The sequence below is a fragment of the Nitrospirota bacterium genome, assembly GCA_040757595.1.
GTDB lineage: Bacteria > Nitrospirota > Nitrospiria > Nitrospirales > Nitrospiraceae > JBFLWP01.
In genome coordinates, this window is sequence record JBFLWP010000010.1 from 85,868 (window position 1) to 106,014 (window position 20,147).

At 62.6% G+C, this 20,147-nt stretch carries 19 protein-coding genes; 12 read left to right on the forward strand and 7 right to left on the reverse strand.

The genetic code is table 11. The features are described 5' to 3' along the window. The 8 genes from AB1411_10715 (at position 1) to cysE (ending at position 7,465) form a co-directional block, all read left to right on the forward strand. The gene (locus AB1411_10715; protein MEW6544069.1) at positions 1-795 is read left to right on the forward strand and encodes a DUF3108 domain-containing protein; all 795 of its coding nucleotides are present in this window, start codon (positions 1-3) and stop codon (positions 793-795) included. Between the two features lie 92 nt (positions 796-887). Then, complete coding sequence (gene fbp, locus AB1411_10720) at positions 888-1,898, forward strand: class 1 fructose-bisphosphatase (GenBank protein MEW6544070.1); 1,011 nt, start codon at positions 888-890, stop codon at positions 1,896-1,898. A gap of 27 nt (positions 1,899-1,925) precedes the next feature. After that, positions 1,926-2,849, forward strand: coding sequence for a class I fructose-bisphosphate aldolase (locus AB1411_10725; GenBank protein MEW6544071.1), 924 nt, complete (start codon positions 1,926-1,928; stop codon positions 2,847-2,849). Between the two features lie 53 nt (positions 2,850-2,902). Beyond that, the gene (locus AB1411_10730) at positions 2,903-4,441 is read left to right on the forward strand and encodes a DegQ family serine endoprotease (GenBank protein MEW6544072.1); all 1,539 of its coding nucleotides are present in this window, start codon (positions 2,903-2,905) and stop codon (positions 4,439-4,441) included. Positions 4,442-4,502: 61 nt separating this feature from the next. Continuing rightward, positions 4,503-5,534, forward strand: a complete 1,032-nt coding sequence (locus AB1411_10735; GenBank protein MEW6544073.1) for a PIN domain-containing protein — start codon at positions 4,503-4,505, stop codon at positions 5,532-5,534. After that, positions 5,527-6,240: a 2-C-methyl-D-erythritol 4-phosphate cytidylyltransferase gene (gene ispD, locus AB1411_10740; protein ID MEW6544074.1), complete on the forward strand. Its 714-nt coding sequence runs from the start codon at positions 5,527-5,529 to the stop codon at positions 6,238-6,240. The genes AB1411_10735 and ispD overlap by 8 nt, the downstream gene beginning before the upstream one ends. Positions 6,241-6,256: 16 nt before the next feature. Then, positions 6,257-6,736, forward strand: a complete 480-nt coding sequence (ispF, locus tag AB1411_10745; GenBank protein ID MEW6544075.1) for a 2-C-methyl-D-erythritol 2,4-cyclodiphosphate synthase — start codon at positions 6,257-6,259, stop codon at positions 6,734-6,736. Between the two features lie 78 nt (positions 6,737-6,814). Beyond that, positions 6,815-7,465: a serine O-acetyltransferase gene (cysE, locus tag AB1411_10750; GenBank protein ID MEW6544076.1), complete on the forward strand. Its 651-nt coding sequence runs from the start codon at positions 6,815-6,817 to the stop codon at positions 7,463-7,465. A 527-nt stretch (positions 7,466-7,992) separates the two neighbouring features. Here the strand turns inward: cysE and AB1411_10755 are convergent. From AB1411_10755 to AB1411_10780, 6 genes are all read right to left on the reverse strand, one after another. Beyond that, positions 7,993-11,091: a CHAT domain-containing tetratricopeptide repeat protein gene (locus AB1411_10755; protein MEW6544077.1), complete on the reverse strand. Its 3,099-nt coding sequence runs from the start codon at positions 11,089-11,091 to the stop codon at positions 7,993-7,995. A gap of 192 nt (positions 11,092-11,283) precedes the next feature. Further along, positions 11,284-12,174: a hypothetical protein gene (locus tag AB1411_10760; protein MEW6544078.1), complete on the reverse strand. Its 891-nt coding sequence runs from the start codon at positions 12,172-12,174 to the stop codon at positions 11,284-11,286. 411 nt (positions 12,175-12,585) lie between these two features. Next, a complete protein-coding gene (locus tag AB1411_10765) occupies positions 12,586-12,822 on the reverse strand; it encodes a DUF4926 domain-containing protein (GenBank protein ID MEW6544079.1) in 237 nt (78 codons plus the stop codon). 16 nt (positions 12,823-12,838) lie between these two features. Beyond that, on the reverse strand, positions 12,839-13,174 hold the full coding sequence (locus AB1411_10770) for a DUF6883 domain-containing protein (GenBank protein MEW6544080.1): 336 nt from the start codon (positions 13,172-13,174) through the stop codon (positions 12,839-12,841). A 77-nt stretch (positions 13,175-13,251) separates the two neighbouring features. After that, positions 13,252-13,986: a tRNA pseudouridine(38-40) synthase TruA gene (truA, locus tag AB1411_10775; GenBank protein MEW6544081.1), complete on the reverse strand. Its 735-nt coding sequence runs from the start codon at positions 13,984-13,986 to the stop codon at positions 13,252-13,254. Positions 13,987-14,003: 17 nt separating this feature from the next. Continuing rightward, a complete protein-coding gene (locus tag AB1411_10780; protein MEW6544082.1) occupies positions 14,004-15,308 on the reverse strand; it encodes an N-acetylmuramoyl-L-alanine amidase in 1,305 nt (434 codons plus the stop codon). Positions 15,309-15,429: 121 nt separating this feature from the next. Between AB1411_10780 and AB1411_10785 the strand changes: the two genes are divergently transcribed. Beyond that, positions 15,430-15,960 carry an NYN domain-containing protein gene (locus AB1411_10785; GenBank protein ID MEW6544083.1) on the forward strand — a complete coding sequence of 177 codons (531 nt, stop codon included), beginning with the start codon at positions 15,430-15,432 and terminating at the stop codon, positions 15,958-15,960. Here AB1411_10785 and AB1411_10790 read toward each other — a convergent pair. Then, positions 15,947-16,717 carry a TatD family hydrolase gene (locus AB1411_10790; protein MEW6544084.1) on the reverse strand — a complete coding sequence of 257 codons (771 nt, stop codon included), beginning with the start codon at positions 16,715-16,717 and terminating at the stop codon, positions 15,947-15,949. The genes AB1411_10785 and AB1411_10790 overlap by 14 nt on opposite strands. Positions 16,718-16,864: 147 nt before the next feature. On the opposite strand from AB1411_10790, the gene AB1411_10795 reads away from it, so the two are divergent. The 3 genes from AB1411_10795 (at position 16,865) to AB1411_10805 (ending at position 20,135) form a co-directional block, all read left to right on the forward strand. Next, a complete protein-coding gene (locus tag AB1411_10795) occupies positions 16,865-17,278 on the forward strand; it encodes a transcriptional repressor (protein MEW6544085.1) in 414 nt (137 codons plus the stop codon). An 11-nt stretch (positions 17,279-17,289) separates the two neighbouring features. After that, positions 17,290-17,619 carry a hypothetical protein gene (locus AB1411_10800; protein ID MEW6544086.1) on the forward strand — a complete coding sequence of 110 codons (330 nt, stop codon included), beginning with the start codon at positions 17,290-17,292 and terminating at the stop codon, positions 17,617-17,619. A gap of 152 nt (positions 17,620-17,771) precedes the next feature. Next, a complete protein-coding gene (locus AB1411_10805) occupies positions 17,772-20,135 on the forward strand; it encodes a TonB-dependent receptor (GenBank protein MEW6544087.1) in 2,364 nt (787 codons plus the stop codon). Positions 20,136-20,147 lie beyond the last annotated feature (12 nt).

Sequence of the window (20,147 nt, forward strand, 5' to 3'; positions counted from 1 at the left end):
GTGCCGGGCCGTCTTGCCTTCTTCGGCTTTTGCGTCGGCAGCCTCCTCGCTTGCCTGCTCGGACCATTTGCCCACGCCCAGTCCTCATCGGCTCCCTCCATCTCGACCGACCGGCCCTTCGCGCCCGGCGAGCGGTTCGTCTATACGATCGACTGGTTCGCCATTCGGGCCGGGAACGCCGTGCTGGAGCTGGCGGAGTCGCCGCCCCTCAACGGTCGCCCGGTCTTCCGCATCCTGACGGCAGCCACGTCGAGCCCTCTGATCTCGAAGTTCTACCCGGTGGACAATCGCGTGGAGTCCCTCGTGGACATGGACACGCTGCTCCCCGAGCGGATGGTCTTCCGGAGGAGAGAGGGCAGGCGCAAGAACGACTTTGACGTGACCTTCCACCGGGCCGAGGGGACCGTGACCTCGATCAAGGACGGAGCGGCCGACACGCTGCCGGTCCCGCTGGGCATCCACGATGCGATCTCCTGCCTCTATTACGTCCGCAGCCAGCCCTCGCTGGTACCGGGGTCCTCCATCCTGCTCCACGTCCACCACGACAAGAAAAACTACAAGCTGGAAGTGCAGGTCGAGGGAATCGAGACGGTGACAGGGCCGTGGGGGACCGTGGAGACGGTCCGGGTGCTGGCCATCATGCCGTTTCAGGGCATCTTCCTGAACGAGGGGAACATCCGGGTCTGGCTGACCAACGACACGCGGCGGGTGCCGGTCATGATGAAGGCCAAGGTGATCATCGGGTCCGTCGTGGCCAAGCTGGCCGAGGGGTTCCGGGTCCCGCCTGCGCCCTGATCCCCCGAAGCAGAGAGTCGTTGCCCGCCCCTCGCGAAACCGATATAATTTCGCTGCCCCGGCACGGGGCTTCACCAGGCGGGAGGAGTCCAGTGAGGCCGTTTCCCACTACGCTGACGCGACATATCCTGCAGCACCAGGCGGCCCATCCCGGGGCCACCGGGGAGTTTTCTGCGCTCATGGCTCAAGTCGGCCTGGTCGGGAAGATGATCGCGTCCGATCTGCGCCGGGCCGGCCTCATTCACATCCTGGGTACGACCGGCCAGACGAACGTCCAGGGAGAGGTCGTCAAGAAGCTGGACGAAATCGCCAACGAGACGTTCGTCAAGGTCTTCCAATACAGCGGGCTGGTCTGCGCCCTGGCGTCGGAGGAAATGGAAAAGCCCGTCCGGCTGCCGGAGAACTGGCCGCACGGCAAGTACATGCTCCTGTTCGATCCGCTCGACGGCTCGTCCAACACCGACGTCAACATGCCTTTGGGCAGCATCTTCTCCGTCCTGCGGTATGACGGGGGACCCGAGCTGCCGGCGGACTCGGAGCTGGTCAGGCAGGGGACCGAGCAGGTGGCCGCCGGCTACCTCATGTTCGGCTCGAGCACGATGCTGGTCTATACGGCGGGGCACGGGGTGCACGGCTTTACGCTGGATCCGGGGGTGGGGGAGTACCTGCTCTCCCACGAGGACGTCAAGATCCCCAGAAAGGGGAAGGTTTACGCGGCCAACGAGGGCAACTATCACAAGTGGCCGGTCGGGACCCGCCGGTATTTCGACTATCTCAAGGCCCAGGACAAGGGAACGGGGCGGCCGTACAGCGGGCGCTATTCCGGCTGCCTGGTTGCGGACGTTCACCGCATGCTGCTCGGGGGAGGGATCTATCTCTATCCCGGCGAGACGGACAAGCCGGAAGGGAAGCTGCGGCTTTTGTATGAAGCGAGCCCGCTCGCCCTGGTGGTCGAGCAGGCCGGCGGGAGGGCCAGCACGGGGATGCAGCCGGTCCTGCAGGTCAAGCCGACTGCGCTGCACCAGCGGGTCCCGCTCGTGATCGGCAGCTCGGAAGACGTCCAGGTGGCGGAGGACTTCATACAGGAACGGCGGACATCGTAAGGGGTCGTGACGGACGGGAGGTTGATGATGAACGAGCGTATCCGAGAGATCCTGAGCTGGTATCAGAGCGACAATGCGGGCACGCGCACCAATCTCGCCCGCATCCTGCTGCACGGCAAGCTGGGCGGAACCGGGCGTCTGGTGATCCTCCCGGTCGATCAGGGCTTCGAGCACGGGCCGGCACGGAGCTTCGCGCCGAATCCGCCGGGGTACAGCCCCCTCTACCACTTCGAGCTGGCCATCGAAGCGGGCTGCAACGCCTATGCGGCGCCGCTGGGGTTTCTGGAGGCCGGCGCGGCGCAGTTCGCCGGCTCGATTCCGCTGATCCTCAAGCTCAACAACCACGACGTGCTGCACGAGGACAAGGACCCACTCCCGTCCGTGACCGGCAGCGTGCGCGACGCGCTGCGGCTGGGCTGCTCGGCCGTCGGGTTCACGATCTACCCCGGGTCGGCCCACTGTACCGCGATGTATCAGCAGCTCCGCGAGATCGCGGAGGAGGCCAAGGCGAACGGGCTGGCGGTGGTGGTCTGGTCCTACCCGCGCGGGTCCGCGCTGAGCAAGGAGGGGGAGACGGCGATCGACGTCGTCGCGTACGCCGCGCAGATCGCCGCGCAGCTCGGGGCCCACCTCATCAAGGTGAAGCTGCCCGCCGCGCACCTGGAGCAGGCGGCGGCCAAGAAGGTCTACGAGGCGGAACAGATCCCGATCAAGACCCTGCCCGAGCGGGTGCGGCACGTGGTGCAGAGCGCCTTCGCCGGCCGCCGGATCGTGATCTTCTCCGGCGGCGCGAAGAGCGAGGACAAGAACGTCTTCGAGGAGGCCCGGGCCATCCGGGACGGGGGCGGATTCGGCTCGATCATCGGGCGCAATTCGTTCCAGCGGCCCAAGGCGGAAGCGATCAAGTTCCTCCAGACGGTCATGGGCATTTACGCGGGAGAGATTCCCTAACCGCGAGTTATCGCGCTACCAGCCATTCGCCATCAGCTTCGAGAGTAACTTTCGTGACCGATCGTGAGCCGCCCAGGTTGGAAGCCCGCCGTGTTCCGCGTCTCCTTGCCGGCGCTCTGCTGATCGGCGTCGGGATCCTGGTCGGTCTCGTGGTGGCGTCGGACCTCGGCTGGCTGCCCTTCGGCCACGCCGTACCGGAGCCAACGGCCCAGCCAGCCGCGCCGGTCGTCCCGTCTGGCCCTGCATCTCCGCTCGCCGACCGCAACTTCGTCCAGATCGCCAAGACGGTCACGCCGGCCGTGGTGAACATCTTCACGTCCCGCATCGGCAAGGCCCCGGAGGGACCGCACGGCATGCCGTTCGATGATCCCTTCTTCCGCCGCTTCTTCGGGGAGGAGTTTTTCCGGCGGTTCGAGGCCCCGCGGGAGCGAAAGGAGCGCAGCCTGGGATCCGGGGTGATCGTGGACCCGAACGGCGTGATCATCACGAACAACCACGTCGTCAGCAAGGCGGACGAGATCAAGGTGTACCTGTCGGACAAGCGGGAGTTCAAGGCCAAGCTGGTCGGCACGGACTCCAAGACCGACCTGGCCGTGCTCAAGATCGAAGCCGAGGGGCTGCACACGATCCCCTGGTCCGACTCGGACAGACTGGAGGTGGGGGAGTTCGTCCTTGCCGTGGGCAATCCGTTCGGGCTCACGCAGACCGTGACGATGGGCATCGTGAGCGCGGTGGGCCGGGCCAGCATGGGGATTGCGGAGTACGAGGATTTCATCCAGACCGACGCGGCGATCAATCCCGGCAATTCAGGCGGCGCCCTCGTGAACACGAGGGGCGAGCTGGTCGGGATCAACACGGCCATCTTCAGCCAGAGCGGCGGCAACATGGGGATCGGGTTCGCGGTCCCCAGCAACATGGCCCGCTCGATCATGGAACAGCTCGTCAAGAGCGGCAAGGTCGTGCGGGGATGGCTCGGCGTGTCGATCCAGGAGCTCTCGCCCGAACTGGCGGCACAGTTCGGGCTGGCCGAGTCGAAGGGCGTGCTCGTGAGCGACGTGCTGGACAGCAGCCCGGCCAGGCGGGCCGGTCTTGCGCGCGGCGACGTGATCGTCGAATACGACGGGAAGCCGGTGGAGAACCCCACCCAGCTCAGAAACGCGGTGGCCCAGACGCCGGTCGGCAAGAAGGTCCTGCTCCGGTACGTCCGCGACAAGAGCACCCGCTCGCTCGAAGTGACGATCGCGGAGCAGCCCAGGGCGGTCGCCCAGGCCGGAAGCGAGGAGGGGGGACCCACCGTCGCCCCGGCCGGTCTGCTCTCCGACCTGGAAGTGAGGGAACTGACGGGGGACCTGGCCAGCCGGTTGGGACTGAGGGGCGGCGAGCGGGGCGTGGTCATCGCGCGGGTCCGGCCGGGGAGCGCGGCCGAGGAGGCCGGCTTGAGGGAAGGCGACGTGATCCTGGAGATCAACCGACAAACGGTCTCGACCCTGCAGGCTTACGAGCGGGTGGCGTCCAAGATCGGCAAGGACGAGGCCGCGCTGCTCCTGATCAAGCGACAGGGACGGACCAGTTACATCACGCTGAAGCCATAAACTCTGTCTTTTGGACAAGCCGGTGCTATAATGGCCGGCAGCCGAAAGGGGGTGACGATATATGGTGCGAAGATTTGCGTTCGTGTTCCTGAGCGCCCTCGCCGGATCGGCCCTCTTCGTGCGCGGGGAGCAGGAGGCGACGAGCGCCGTCCTGGCCCTCGGGTTTGGGATCGGCGCGCTGACCGGCGGGTTCGTCCTGGCGGCGGAGTATCTGCTCCAGAAGGCCTCGTTCGGGATCGTGGTGGGCGGGACCGGCGGGTTGGCGATCGGCTTGGTGTTGACCGGCCTGGTCGAGTGGGTCGGGAGCATCGTCTTCGACGTGGAGACCTTCCTGTTCCACATCGGAGGCCTCTTGTTTCTCCTCGGCCTGCCCTATCTCGGGCTCGTGCTGGGGGCCAAGTTCGGGCTGGAAAAGATCCCGGGGTCGGTCAAGCATCCGGAGCACGCGGTGTTGGCCAGCAATAATAAGATCCTTGATACCAGCGTGATCATCGACGGGCGCGTGGCCGATCTGTGCGAGACCGGATTCCTGGAAGGCACGTTCCTGGTCCCGCAGTTCATCCTGCACGAGTTGCAGCACATCGCCGATTCGTCGGATTCTCTCAAGCGGGCGCGGGGCCGGCGGGGGTTGGACATCCTGAACAAGGTCCAGAAGATGGTGGACGTGGACGTGCGCATCGTGGACGACGACTTCCCGAACGTGAAGGACGTGGATTCCAAGATCGTGCTCTTGGCCAAGAAGGTGGGCGCCAAGGTCATCACGAACGACCTTAACCTGAACAAGGTGGCGGAGCTCCAGGGCGTCCGGGTTCTGAACATCAACGAGCTCTGCAACGCGCTGCGGCCGGTGGTCCTGCCGGGTGAGACGATCCGGGTGTTCGTCCTGAAGGAAGGCAAGGAAGCCGGGCAGGGCGTGGCCTATCTGGACGACGGGACCATGATCGTCGTGGACAACGCCAAGCGCTGTATCGGCCGGAACGTGGACGTGGTGGTGACCAGCGTCTTGCAGACGACGGCGGGACGGATGATCTTTACGCGTCTCAAGGAAGAGAACGAGCGGGAGAAGGAGGAGCTGCAGGTCGCGCGTGGCTAATCGGACTGTCGCCCTCGTGCCGGCCGCCGGACGCGGGCTTCGCATGGGGGGCGCCACCCCCAAGCAGTTTCTCAGGTTGGGAGGTCTGCCGGTTCTCGTCCATTCCCTCCGGGCGCTCGAAGCGGCGGAGGACGTCGTCGGCATCATCCTTGCGGTCCCGGAGGCGGAGCGGGAGTTCTGCCTCCGGGAGATCGTCACCCCCCATCGCTTCACCAAAATCAGGCAAGTCGTGGCGGGCGGGGCGGAGCGCCAGGATTCGGTGCGCCACGGGCTCGAGGCGGTGGAAGGCGACGCGGAATTCGTGCTGGTGCACGACGCGGTGCGGCCCTTCGTGACCGTGGAGCAGATCCGGCTGGTCATCGAGGCGGCCGCCAAGCACGGGGCGGCGGTGGTGGCGATCCCGATGCGGGACACGGTCAAGCGGGTCGGACCGGACGGGCTGGTTCAAGGGACCGTGGAGCGGGGGCACCTGTGGCTGGCGCAGACCCCGCAGGCGTTCCGGCTGGAGCTCTTCCGGGAGGCCCACAGGAAGGCCCTCGCCGAGGGGATTCGCGGCACGGACGACACCCAGTTGGTCGAGCGGCTGGGGCACCCGGTTGCGATCGTGGAAGGGAGCGGGGAGAATATCAAGATCACGAGACCCGAGGATCTGGCGATCGGCGAGGCGATCCTTGCGGCCAGGAAGAACGTGAAGCGTGAAGCGTGAAGCGCACGGAAGGGACATGATGCGAGTCGGACTCGGTTATGACATCCACCCGCTGGGCGACGGACGCAAGCTGATCCTCGGCGGGGTCGAGATCCCCCATACCCAGGGCCTCGTCGGCCATTCGGACGCGGACGCGCTGGTGCACGCGGTCTGCGACGCACTGCTCGGGGCCATGGGGGAGGGAGACCTGGGCAAGCGGTATCCCAGCTCCGATCCCCGGTACAAGGACATCTCCAGTCTGCTCCTGCTGGAGGAGGTGACCCAGTTGCTGGGGCAGAAGGGTTATCGGCTGGTCAACCTGGATACGGTCATTGTGGCCCAGGCGCCGCGCCTCAGCCCCTATCTGCCCGTCATGCAGGCCCGGCTCGCCGAGGTGCTCAAGGTCGAACGGGACCTGGTCAACGTCAAGGTGAAGAGCGGCGAGGGGCTGGATGACCCGCTGGGGCGCGAAGAGGCGATTGCCACGCAGGCGGTGTGCTTGATCGAGCGCGCCTGACTTGGCAGGTAGCGAACAGCCAGTAGCTAGTAGCTGGTTCGCTATTCGCTGCCGGCTATTTTCGAAGCAGCTTGATCCATGTTCAAGGCGATCAAACAGGACCTGCAAGCCGTCTTCGACCGGGACCCGGCCGCGACCAGCAAGCTGGAGGTGGTGCTGACCTATGCCGGCTTCCACGCCCTGCTGGCCTACCGTATCTCGCATCGCCTCTGGAAGATGGGGGTGCCGGTCCTGCCGCGCGTGATCTCGCACGTCGCACGGTGGCTGACGGGCATCGAAATCCACCCCGCCGCGACGATCGGCACCGGGTTCTTTATTGACCACGGCATGGGCGTGGTCATCGGCGAGACGGCTGAAATCGGCGACTTCGTCACGCTCTTTCAGGGCGTGACGTTGGGAGGGACCGGAAAAGAGCACGGCAAGCGTCACCCGACGCTCGGCAACCACGTCGTCGTGGGGGCCGGGGCCAAGATCCTGGGCGGCATCAGGATCGGCGACAACGTGAAGGTCGGGGCTAACTCGGTCGTGCTGAAGTCCGTGCCCGCCAACTCGACCGTGATCGGCGTGCCCGCGCGGATCATCAAGACGGAAGGGGAGCGGGTCCCCGAGGCCACGATGGACCACATCAACATCCCCGACCCCATCGCCGACCGCTTCGAAGCCCTCGAGCGCGAGCTGATCGAGCTCCGAAAGAAGCTCGAGAACCAGAGCCAGCCGAAAGGTTCCTGATCGGCTCCCTCGCCCCACCGTACCTCCCGGATTGATCAAGACTCGGCTGACGAGGGGGCGGGCAGCCGGGTACCCGTTGCTCTTCGATTGCAATGGGTGATGCGGACATGATGCGTTGAGCAGCCACGGCGACTCCCCACCGTACTGTTGGCCGGTCGCCTCATCGGAACAGCAGAACGGCGCCCGGTACCCTCTCGGCTCTCCGATCTCTCGTTTCTACCATGCCGTCCGCCTCCGTGCCCTGCCGGCTCACCATCTCGCCGGCGTGCGCAAGCGTGACGCTCCTTATTCGTCGCGTCGCGCACTCCCTTCCAGCCGAGAACATAAACAGTGGAACGGGGATCGGTCGCTCGTGGGCCGATCCCCGTTCTTGTCGCGGCGAAGCCACCGCTCCTCCAGCGAAGTCCGCTCTGAGCTCCGCCTCACCTGCTTGCACTGTGACGGAGTGAGCTAGAGTAGGCAGGAGTGAGGTGATGTTGAGCACAAAATGGGCGCAGTAGACCTACGCGCTTGTGCCGTCGTTCCGCTCATTGCCAGTCGCCGGAGAGCACCCAGGCGGCCCATTCGATGGGACGGCTGTCGCCGTTGAAACGCGCGCGGTTCTCGCGCATGAGGTCCAGTTGCGCTTGGCGCAGCACCGCCGCCTTGCCCAACGGTCTGCCGTCCTTTGCATCCCTCCAGAGGTAGCCGTAGAACTTTGTCATCAGCCGCACCGTAGGCTCATCCGGCACCTTCCACAGGCTCGTCAGAAGGCTCCGTGTTCCCGCCATGCCAAATGCCCAACGAAGCCCTAGCAATTCTTGGCCTGTGTGCTGTACCCCCAGGCCCGTCTCGCAGGCAGAGAGCACGATTAGCTCGGTACCACGGAGGTCCAGGCCTGTTACCTCCAGCGCGGTGAGGATGCCGTCCTCCGCGCCGCTCGTCGCGCGGGCGCGCTGGTTGGCTCCGGCCAGCGCAATCCCAGAGAGCAAGAGAGGGTTCGTGCCAACCGGACCCCGTAGGTCCTCATCCAAACGCGCTGCTTGCACTACCACGCCGCGCTGATCCCGAGTTGAAGCCGGAGGTGTACACGTATCCCCTGCAAAGTACCCATGTGTCGCCAGATGCACATACCGCTGGCCGGTGATCTTCTGCGCGAGCCACGGTTCGCTTGCGTCCTTACCTTCGGCCCGGCTGATCGCCGCACCCCTCAGTCGGTTGCTGGCCTCGCCGACAATGTTTTGCACTTCTTGAGCCGTTCCTGGCAGCGGAAGAAACTCCGCCGTCACCTCCAGCCCGCAGCCGGCGCGGGGCAAGGCTCGGTGACCGTCTTTTTTGTCTGAGGGGCCTGCTACAGCCGCGCCATAATCGGGATTCCCCACCAGGAGAAGGGCACCCGCTGCCTCACGCCGTTCTGAACTTTCCTCTCTCATCAGGTGCAGTAGATCGCGGCCTGATGGAATCGTGACTAAGGGGTAGGCCTCCACGAGATACGTCTGCCCGTTCTCACCCGGCAACAACTGGAACGGGACGACGGCCAACGGACCGTCTGGCGCAATGTTCAGCATCGCGGCTCCAGGCAGCGCTTGGCGAACCGAAGGCGGCAATACGAGTGCCCCCAGTGCGCGGGCCTTCGCCAGGATTTCGCTTTCCGAGAGCAGTTCTTCCTTATCTCCGATTTTCCTCACTTGTGTGAGACTCTGTCTGAAGGTTTCAGCTGCCGCATCAATCGGCACCGCTGGCCCCAATTCGACACGCTGGACGTTGGGACATCGCCCACCGCGGAGTATGAAGACAGTGTAGCTTGCTTCCCAGCGGCCCGGCTTATTTCCTTGCGCGGGGGTGTACCGGCTATACCGAACATAGTCCAGCAACACCGCGTCGCGGGGGAGAGCTTGACATACATCGGTTGCAATGGCACGTGCTTCTGCTTGTGCGGCCCGGAAGGCCGCACTCGTGCGGCTGAGTTCAGCCTCAACCTGTTCAAGCTCCTTTTCCAGCGCAACTACCCGCTCACGCTGTCCCTGCTCGCTGCGGAACGTGAGGCTAGTCATCTCCCGTACGAGCGACTCTCTCCGTTCCAGGAGCGGACGAACTTTTGGATCCGGGGCGCGGGTGAGTGCCGCCCGTTCTTCTGACAGGACCCGAAAGACCAGGTTCTTGCGTCGCAGCACCGCGGCATACATGGTGTCATTGGGTACAACTTGCGGCGGCATGGATGCGTAATTGTAGAACGTATCCTGAGAAGTCCGCAGGAATGCCAACTTCTGTCTCTCGGAAAGCCCGACTAGACTACGGGCCGTATGGATTTCAACGGCATGCATGGCACGCTCCAAAACCTCCGAAGCCTTGCCCGGTTCCCCTGTGTCCCAAAGTAACAACCCGAGGTTGTTCAGGACGCTGGCCACTTCCGGGTGAGTGGGCCCCAGTACTTCTTCCTTGATTCGTAGTGCTCGCTCATACGAGAGTCGAGCGTTAGCATAGTCTCCCGTGTCTTGGAGCAACCCCGCTAGCTGGTTCAAGTCAGTCGCTACCTCAGGGTGATTTAACCCCAATGCTTGCTCCCTGACCCGCAGGGCTCGTTCATATAACTGAAGGGCCCCGGAACGGTTACCCATGGCGCCCACCACAAACGCCAAATTACTCAGACTCACGGCCACATCTGGATGATTGGGGCCAAGTGCCTGCTCTTTGATCCGTAGTGCGCGCTCATGTAGAGGCCGCACCAACGATAAGTCACCCGTCTTAATCAATGTCTCCGCCAGATTATTCAGACTTGACGCCACATCAGGATGCGCGGGCCCCAGAGCCTGCTCCCTGATCCGCAGCGCCCGCTCGTGCAACACCTTGGCACTAGCATAATCGCCTATATCATTGAGCAGCGCCGCTAGATTACTGAGGTCAGTCGCCACGTCGGGATGATTCGGACCTGAAGCCTTCTCGTCAATCAGCAGAGCGCGTTCCAATAGTGGCCGAGCCCGGCTGTAATCGCCCATGCTCACGAGCACAGCCGCCAGGTTGTTCAGGCTCTTTGCCACGCTTGGGTGAACTGGGCCTAACACTTGCTCCCTAATCTGCAGCGCCCGCTCCAGCATCAACTGCGCCTCAGAATAATCACCCAACTTCTGCATCACTACGGCCAGGTTATTTAGACTATTGGCCACGTCTGGGTGTGTAGCTCCCAGTGCCCGTTCTCTGATCCGTAACGCCTCTTGGTGGAAGAGCCGAGCTTCCCCATAGTCTCCCATGTCACTGAGCACCACTGCTATATTACTCGCGCTTTGAGCTACATCAGGATGCGTAGGCCCAAACGCCTGGACTCGGATCTTCAATGCCCGCTCATGTAAACGCTGCGCCTCGGCATAATTCCCTACCTTTCGAAATGCCTCAGCTAGGTTGTTCAAGGCTGTTGCTGCAGCAGGATGTTTCGGCCCGACCACTTGTTCGATTAAAGCCAAGGCCTCTTTCCCTATTCGAATAGACTGTAGATATTCCCCCTTGTTGTACGATTCCCGCGCCTGCTGTGAGAGGCTAAGGGCTCTTTGGAGGAGAGCAACAGTTTGTTGGTCTTGCGCGTGGCCAGTAATCGGGCTAGCCACTAAAAGGAGCTGTAGGGTGAGCATCAGCAGAGTAAGTCTAACTTGCATGAGGTATTCTCAAAGGTGACAAAACTTACTTTAGCCTCCTTCGGAGAAGCGTTCAAGCAGGCTTCCGTTTACGGGTGTGGCACCGAATTTAGTAATATAATAAGATGGGCTTGGTTACGTGGTGTATCACGAGGAAGCCTAGCGCGCCGGGCGTTCTTCGAACCGCGCGGTGAAGTGGTGCCCTTGCTGCCATCAGTCTTGATAGATCCATTCCATGTAACTATTTTGTTTGTTCAGGGTGAACTGGGCAACCGCTGGGAAGTCGTGACTTGGAATTTGCGAGTCCGGGTGTGCGAAGGGATTGTGATAAATGCGGAATATATATTTGCTTATGTCTTCCTGGATGAAGTTCCTGTTGTGTTTCCTTATGACAGGATAGACAATGTGTTTAAGCACGGCCACAGCGCCAAGTGATGTTCTTTGAGTCCGCTGAAACACGCCTCTCCTGTCAACAATTGCATGCCTAGGGTTATGTCCTCGACCCGTCATCAAATCCACAGAATATACAATTGCTGTTTTCCCGTACAGGACCTGGATTAACTCGCGATCAAATGAAGTTAGGCTTACATTCAATTCGTCAGCAAGAAGGATCAGAGTCGGGATTTGACGCTTAGGCAATTTCAGGTACCCTTCTTCAATGGCTTGCCGGATCCGGGCGTAGCTAGAAAATGCTCCTCCTTGCCTTTTCGGTTCCCACGGACTTTTGACTTCCAGGAAAATCTGCGTGCCTTGGGGAGATCGGATCAGAAGGTCCCCTCTTTTGGTTGCATGACCTAATGGCTCAAGTTCATCGATGTGAAATCCGCATTCACTTTCAAAGAAATGAGCCACCATCAACTCATTTAGCACGGACTTCACATGATAGAGATTTAGCTTTTTCAGAGGAATTTCCAATCGTCTCTGGTAGGTTTGTTCCTTGCCCCGTTTGATGGCGACCTTGACCCACTTATCAATTTCATTTTGGAAGCACTTCTGTGATGATTTCCTGAGGTATATCCAGAGACCACTTAGGTCCCCTGTGCTGCGGCTGGTTAAGCTTTTAAACCAGCTCACACCCCCAAAGAATCGTTTGAACCACTTCACTGCTTACTCGTTCCTGAGGTCGACTCCACGCTTAAGGGCGCTCACGAGTATTAAGCACGGATGTCAGAATATTTTCTTTTTGAACTGCGTAGAAGAATACGCCGGCCGTCTTAAAAAGTCGATGGGAGATGATTGGGTGGCGGACGGTCTGGAGCGTACTTCACCGGAGGACATGGGGAACCCACTGAGGCTCTGTCGAAAAGGAAAGCCGGAACTGACCAAGGCACCACGTCCTATAACCGTGGCCGCGGGAATTCCGAAAGGTGTTCCGTTCGGCAGTGCCCGGGAGGGTCATTCCGAGAGGTGCGGGGGCGGTAACGCCGGCGGAGCGGCGGTCTTGTGCATTGAGGGTTCTCTTCGAGAAATCGGTGGCTGGTTTGGGAAGAAGACGGATGTGAGCTTGGGGAGAACCTATGCCGATGCCGGCATGAATTCCCTGGCATGCAGAATCTCTTTACTGCTCATGGGCCTAATATCGGTCTGCTTGAGCGTCAAGAGGGCAACGGTTTTGCCCGCGGCTGTTACGAACTCGACCTCGAACGCTGTCCCATCGGCGTAGCAATGCACCACGGTCCCGATGTCGCCCTGCTTCAAACCAGACTCTCGAATATCACGCCTGAGAACCACTGTTTCCAATTCGGAGATCATAGGCCATTCCTCCGGTTCATTCCGCGGGATATGCAGTCACGAATCGCGGGCTTGTCTGACCGGTTTCGATAATCCAGACGGTTCGCAATTGTACGAGTCTTCCTGTCGGTGTTTGGAGTGATCCTTCGACGACATATTTCACGCCGTGAGGGGCCGATATGGCTTCCGTAACGTCTTCGGACTGCGCGATCTCAATCAGGCGTCGCTTGAGCATAGTCGGATTTTTCAGGTCGAAGCCAACGGCACGCAAGAAGCTCGCCTTTAATCTACCAACAGAATGGGTTTCGGATAGCAAATACTCTTCCAGTTTAGCAGGTGGAATGTAGGCTTCTTCCCGATTGGGAAGCTTCACGCCAAACTCTTACGAAAAGAACCACGCGTGGCTATGGAGATGGTAGCCTCTCACTAGAGGGATGTCAAACTGGGCTCTTAATAATCCACCCGCACCAGATAGAGCCCGTGCGCCGGGGCCGTGTAGCCGGCGGCCCGGCGGTCCCTGGCCTCCAGGACGTCCTTCATTGCCTGAGGCGGCCGCTTGCCCAGCCCGACCTCGACCAGCGTCCCCACGATCGCCCGCACCATCTGCTTGAGAAAGCGGTCCGCCTCGGCCTCGATCCTGATCGTCGGGAGTGCCTGAAGCAGCTCCAGACGGCGGAGGTCGCAGACCGGATTCTCCGTGTCGGTCGGGTGGCCCTGAAAGGAGGAGAAGTCGTGCCGCCCCAGCAGGGGCTTGGCCGCCTCCCGCATCGCGTCAAGGTCCAACCGTTTCCGAACGTGCCAGGTCCGGTGACGATCGAGGGCGGACCGCTCCGACTGGTTCAGGATGCGATATTCGTAGAGCTTGCCCGTGGCCGAGTAGCGGGCATGGAAGTCGTCCGGGGCTGCCTCGACCGAGCGGACGCTGATGTCCGCCGGCAGCAGGCCGTTCAATGCGTGGAGCCATTCCTCGGCCAAGAGGGGCTTGTCGGTTCGAAAGCTCGCCACCTGGCCGACCGCATGGGCCCCGGCATCGGTCCGGCCCGCTCCGATGACCGGAATGGTCGTCTGCGTGACCTGCTGAATGGCCGCTTCGAACGCGGCCTGGACGGTGGGCAGATCCGGCTGCCTCTGCCATCCGGCATACCCGGTCCCGTCGTACTCGATGGTGAGTTTGAAGACGGGCATGACCGCAATGATGCGGGCTAACGTGAAGCGGTCTGAAGCGGGCGCACGTAGGCCTGGACCCCCTGGAAGATCGCCTCGGCCATGCGGGTCAGGAACGTCCGGTTCCGCATCAGCCGCTCCTCGATGGGATTGGAGATGAAGGCGATCTCGGCCAGGATGCTGGGCATCGTCGTGAACCGGATGACGTAGAACGGCGCGGTCTTCACCCCGTGGTCCATCACGTCGTAGTGGTCGTCGAGGTGCGCCACCATCGCCTGCTTGGTCGTCCAGGCGAGCTCCTGCGACTCCTCGATCTTTTTCGTCGTCAGCAGGTCGGCGACCAGATACTGCCAGCCCACGCCGGTTTCATTGATCGGCGTGCCGTTTTCCCGCGCCGCCACTTCGAGTGCCCGGCGATCGCTGGCCTCGCCGAAATGGTACACCTCCAGTCCCTTGGTGGACCGGTGGGGGTGCGAGTTCACGTGGATCGAGACGAACAGGTCGGCCTCGTGGCTGTTGGCGAATTTGGCCCGGTCTCCCAGCTCCACGAACACGTCCCGGTCCCGCGTCATCAACACCCGTGTGCCGAGCCGTTCCCGGATCAGATCGCGCAAGACGAGCCCCACTTGCAGCGTGATGTCCTTTTCCTGGAGCCCGCTCCGCCCGACGGCTCCCGGGTCCTTGCCGCCGTGTCCCGGATCAATGACGATGGTCTTGATCTCGTCCCTGGCCGGACGCTGGGCGGACTTGATGACGGGAGGAGGCGGGCTCGGCGCGGCTTGAGGGGCGTGAGGCTCCGCCGGCTTGGTGTCTGCGACGTCCGCCCTGCCATAGACGTCGAAGACCAGCCGGTCCGGCTTCGTCAAGGGCAGCAGCTTGTAATCGCTGATCGCCGCCAGGTTGAGCGAGACGGTGACGGAGCGGGGGTTCGGCTGCGCGATGGTGATCTCCTCCGGCAGAGCGTTCTTGGCCAATTTTGCCCTGGCGGCCTCGCCGAGCTGCGAATGCTGCAGCTCGATGATGACCCGATCCGGGTTTTTCAGACGGTTCTGGGTGAACGGGACGCTGCGTTGCAGGTCCAGCACGAGGCGCGTGTAGTCCGGATGGGCCTTGACGCGCACGTCCTTGACGAGGGTCGTGGCCGTGACCGGGGCCGATCCTTTTCTCCGCGGTTTCTTAGCCTTGCGGGCGGGTCCCTGAGTCGTGACCGGCGCCTTGGCACGGGCCAGAACCGGCCGGGTCGCCTCAGCCGTGTCGTAGAAGACGGGGGCCCAAGCAGCCAGGGTGGCCAGCAGGAGGATCGGCAGGCCCAGTCTCCTCGGTTGAGGCTGTGACGTCGGCATCGTGTCCATGTGAGCGGGAAATCAAGTGAAAATGTTCCTCTATGTGGCCCGGATTGTCAATAGGTTCCTACTAAGGGGCGAGAATTGACAGGGGGGAATCCCTCCAGTAGGCTGCCGGACCGTGGCGCTGCATCTCATCATCGACGGCTACAACCTCCTGGGCACGCGCGGGTTGGCTCGAGCCTTCTCCGGCTCGGACTCGGAGTTCGCCCGGGAGCAGCTCCTCCGGGACCTGTCTCTGTACCGCCAGCGCAGGGGCCATCCGATCACCCTCGTGTTCGACGGGTGGCAGCAGGGGATGGGCACGGAGCGCCGGGAGCATCGGGTCGGCGTCGAGGTCATCTATTCCCGCCGGGGGGAGCGGGCCGATCAGGTCGTGCAGCGGCTGGCGGAGGAGTTTGGGCACGACTGTGCCGTCGTCTCCTCGGACAGGGAAGTGGCGGACTTTGCCAGGGCCCGGGGAGCCTTTGTGATGAGCGCGCAGGAATTTGCGGCGAAACTGTGGGCGGCGCCGGCTCCGCGGCGGGCGATCATGGTCCCCAAGGACCTCGAAGCCGAGGAGTTGCCCCGGCGTACTCCCGACAAGAAGGGGAACCCCAGGAAGCTGCCCAAGGCCCTCCGCCGGCGAAACCGCCGGCTCAGGGGATTTTGAACAGGCGTCGGGCATTCTGCGCGGTGATCCGGCCGATGTCCTCCTGGCTCCCTGCTCCCGTCACCTCCGCGATCTTCTCGGCCACCAGCTTCACGTAAGCCGGCTCGTTGCGCTTGCCCCGGTGAGGGGCGGGCGTCAGATAGGGGCCGTCGGTCTCGATCAGGAGCCGGTCGAGCGGAACGGTCTTGGCGATCTCCCGCAACGTCGTCGCGTTCTGGAACGTGATGATGCCGGAAAAGGAGAGGCAGAAGCCAAGGTCCAGGGCGCCCTTGGCCAGCCACGCGTCGCCCGAAAAGCAGTGGAAGACGCCGCCCGCCGTGTCGCCGCGTTCCTCCCGAAGAATGGCGATCGTGTCCTCCTGCGCCTCGCGCGTGTGGATGACGAGCGGGAGCCCCAAATCGCGCGCCAGGCAGATCTGCTCGCGGAACCGTTCCCGCTGAAGCTTGGGCGGCGAATAGTTGTAGTGGTAGTCGAGGCCGATTTCGCCGTAGGCGACCACCTTCGGGTGTTGCGCCAGCCGGCGCAGCTCGTCGTACCATCCGTCGCCGATCAGCCGGACCTCGTGCGGATGGACCCCGATCGTCGCATAGATGAACGGGTGCCGCTCCGCCAGCTCCACGGCGGCCCGGCTGGTCGCCAGGTCGCAGCCGATCGTGACAAAAACCTCGACGCCGGCTTCCCGGGCGCGGTCCAGCACCGCCTCCCGGTCGCCGTCGTACCGGCTGTCGTCGAGATGCACGTGGGTGTCGATCAGCATGGCTGCGCTCCTCGGCGGCCGGAGCGAGCGCATCGTAACACAGGGCTTGCCGGCTTGAGAAGCTGGCGACGGACAGGGTTGACAGGCGCGCGCGCCCCATGTTACTAATGCAATCCGTTTGCATTTTGTTTCCTGAGAGGGAGTGAAGTGAAAGGGTTGGTTGACGGGCTGCGGACCCAGGGAAAGCGGTTGACCCGCCCGCGCAGGGCCATTCTGGCCGTCCTGGAACGGTCCAAATATCCGCTCAGCGCGTCGGAGCTGCACGGCCGTCTCAAGAAAGAGGGCGTTGCCGCCGACCTGGTAACCGTCTACCGGACCCTTGCGGTGCTCAAGGATGCAGGGCTGGTCTCTCAGGTCGAGCTCCAGGAGGGACAGTCGCGCTACGAAATCCTGCAAGGCCGGGAGCACCATCATCACATCCGCTGCCGAGGTTGCGGACGGATCGTGGACTTGCTGCTGTGCCCGATCAAGAAACTGACGACTCTCGTGGAGCGGGAGACCCAGTTCCTGGTCGAAGGGCACTCCCTCGAGTTCTTCGGGGTCTGCCCCAAATGCCGATGAGACTGTCGGAGATGAGCGCCGGGCGTCACAGACTAAGATGGAACGTGGCTGGCGGGGTCTTAGCCCTGAGCCTGACCTCGATCCTCCTGGCGCTCGCCCCGTTCGCGGCCGCGCTCGCGGTTCACCACGAGCTGGCTGCGGCGGACCATGACGGCCATGAACATTCCGACACCGACCTCTGCCAGTGGGTCCAGCACCATACGACCGGCTCCCACCAGACCGACGTTCCGATCGTCGAAGCGCTCGTCGTGCCCCAGCCGCACGAATTGCTCCCGCTCTCGCAACCCATATCAACCGCTCTCTCGCTAGCGACCCCGTCCCGCGCCCCGCCCGTCCTCTGATTCTCCGTCGTAAATAGCGAACAGCCAACAGCGAGCAGCTCGGAGCCATGGGCTATTCGCGTCACGCTATTTTGGAGGGGAGGATGAGAGGATCACAGCTATCCGTCCGACTGTTCATAGTCAGGATGGCCTTGGGGCTCGGCCTATGGTCCATGGGTGGACCCCACGTCACCTTGGCCCAGGTGCCCGTCGCTCCTGCCCATACGATCACGGGCGTGGTTCAAAATCAGGATCTGCGGCGCATTCCGCAGGTCATCGTCGAATTGCGCGATCAGGAGGGCTCGGTCGTGGCCGACACGGTCACGAACGATGCCGGCGAGTTCTCGATCGCCGCGCCGGCCGAGGGCACCTATTCGGTCAGCGCCGTCCAGGAAACCTACCGCAGCGAGTACATCATCCTGCGGATCGGGACCGAGAAGCCGGCACCCGTCACGTTGACCCTCTCGCTCACCCAGGAGATCGCGCTCGACATCGTGTCGCCCCTTCCGCCGATCCAGTACAAGGCTTCCAGCGAGACCTATTCGCTGAGCCGGAAGGAGATCGAGCAGTTGCCCAGGGGCAACAACAACGACGTGGACCAAGTCCTGGCCACGATCCCTGGGGCCGCGGTGAGCGCTCTCAAGCAGGTTCACATTCGTCAGGACCACGCCAATCTCCAATTTCGGATTGACGGCGTCCCGATTCCGGACACGGTCTCGACGACGTTCGCCGACGTGATCACGCCCAGAGCCTGGGAACGGGCAGACATCATTTTGGGCGGCATGGAAGCGCAATACGGGAACCGGACCGCCGCGCTCATTGACATCACGAGTAAGAGCGGGACGAAGCCGGGCTTTGGTTCGTTCCAGATGTTCGGGGGGGCGAACCAGACTGTCAATCCGTCGTTCGAGTATGGCGGGACCGTCGGGGAGAAGTTCCGCTACTACGTCCTGAACAGCTATACCTCGACGAACCGCGGCATCGACCCCCCGACGCTCGGCAGGTCCTGGTTCAACAACCAGAGCGAACGGAACCAGACCTATCTGCGCGGCGACTATCAGCACGACAATCGGAACAACTTTTCCTGGCTCTTCTTGAACTCGGTCGCCAAGTACCAAATTCCCACGATACCTGGCCAGACTGCCAACGCCACGACGCTCGCGCTGATCCAGGCGCAATATCCGGGGTTCACGCCGGCGTCCTCGCAGTACATCGGCGAGTTCCAGCGGGAGAACAATCAGTACGGGCACATGGTCTGGCGCCACGACGTGAACGCCAGCCAGTTCTTCAGCCTGGCCGCCTATTTCCGCCAGACCCGCGCGACCTTCGTCACGGACCCGTTGAATGTGCTGAGTTACGTCCGAGATGAAGCGGAGCCCTTTTCCGCCGGCAGCCAGGATCGAGAGGCCTACTCGGCCGGCGTGCGCTTGGACTATACGAACCGGCTGAACAGCCAGCACTTGCTCAAGTACGGGTTCCAGATCGACCGGACCCAGGCGGTCAACAAGACGCGCCTCTTCGCCTTCGCGCGAGACGGGATGGGCAATCCCACCGGACCGGTCATCGGGATCAACGGTGACCGCCGGTTGATCGGATGGCGTGAGGAGCTCTGGCTTCAGGATCAATACACCCCTACCGAGAAATTGACCTTTAACGTCGGCCTACGGTATGACTACATCCAGGCGTTGACAGACTCCTGGCAGATCAGTCCCAGGGTCGGGGTCACCTACAAGGCGAACCAGGAGAACGTCTTCCACGCCTACTACGGCCGGCTCTTTACCCCCCCGAACCTGGAATCCGTGGCGTTTCTGGTGCCACGCACGGTTGGCACGACCGCGGAGCCGGAAAACCTGACCAACAATGCGCCGAAGCCGGAACGGGCGCATTATTTCGAGGCCGGGTGGTATCATGCGTTCGGCCAGTTGGCCACCTTGCAGATCGTGGGATACTACAAGCTGAACGAAAACATGTCGGATGCCGGCCAGTTCGGCACCACCCCGCTGCTGAACTACTTCGCGTTCAACTATGGATGGCAGCGGGGCGTTGACGGGATCCTGAAGGTCAACTTCACGGAGAACCTGACGGGACGGGCCAACCTGGCCTGGGGGCAATCCAAGGGGTACGGACTCCAGTCCGGTCATTTCCTCCTCGAACAGGGGGAGATCAACGACGTCAACAGGCCCGGCGGGGTCTTTACGGACCACATGCAGACGATCACGAGTTCGGCGCTCCTGACCTATCGTTTTCTGGAGCGGAACACGGTCTCCGGCCAAATGCTTTATGGGTCGGGTCTTCGCACGGCGGTGCCGGGGGGACAGACGAACTCGACGCACATGCCGACGTACACGATCTATAACGCGTCGTTCACCCACGAGATTCCCGTCGCCAAGACCCAGAAGTTCCTGTTGGGCTTTGACGTCATCAACCTGTTCGATCAAGGGTACTTCTACAATTCTGGAGAGGGCAGTATCGGGCTGGGGGTCGCCCATGCCGGGATGCCCCGGTCGTTCTTCTTCCGCGGCCAGTGGTTCTTCTAGTGAGGGGAGGCG

What these genes read in the sequence shown, in the direction of transcription:
- AB1411_10755 (MEW6544077.1), bottom strand. Translation starts at nt 11,091, where the DNA reads ATGCAAGTTAGACTTACTCTGCTGATGCTCACCCTACAGCTCCTTTTA.
- AB1411_10780 (MEW6544082.1), bottom strand. Translation starts at nt 15,308, where the DNA reads ATGCCGACGTCACAGCCTCAACCGAGGAGACTGGGCCTGCCGATCCTC.
- AB1411_10735 (MEW6544073.1), top strand. Translation starts at nt 4,503, where the DNA reads ATGGTGCGAAGATTTGCGTTCGTGTTCCTGAGCGCCCTCGCCGGATCG.
- AB1411_10805 (MEW6544087.1), top strand. Translation starts at nt 17,772, where the DNA reads ATGGGTGGACCCCACGTCACCTTGGCCCAGGTGCCCGTCGCTCCTGCC.
- ispF (MEW6544075.1), top strand. Translation starts at nt 6,257, where the DNA reads ATGATGCGAGTCGGACTCGGTTATGACATCCACCCGCTGGGCGACGGA.
- cysE (MEW6544076.1), top strand. Translation starts at nt 6,815, where the DNA reads ATGTTCAAGGCGATCAAACAGGACCTGCAAGCCGTCTTCGACCGGGAC.
- AB1411_10800 (MEW6544086.1), top strand. Translation starts at nt 17,290, where the DNA reads ATGAGCGCCGGGCGTCACAGACTAAGATGGAACGTGGCTGGCGGGGTC.
- AB1411_10765 (MEW6544079.1), bottom strand. Translation starts at nt 12,822, where the DNA reads ATGATCTCCGAATTGGAAACAGTGGTTCTCAGGCGTGATATTCGAGAG.
- AB1411_10790 (MEW6544084.1), bottom strand. Translation starts at nt 16,717, where the DNA reads ATGCTGATCGACACCCACGTGCATCTCGACGACAGCCGGTACGACGGC.
- truA (MEW6544081.1), bottom strand. Translation starts at nt 13,986, where the DNA reads ATGCCCGTCTTCAAACTCACCATCGAGTACGACGGGACCGGGTATGCC.
- AB1411_10725 (MEW6544071.1), top strand. Translation starts at nt 1,926, where the DNA reads ATGAACGAGCGTATCCGAGAGATCCTGAGCTGGTATCAGAGCGACAAT.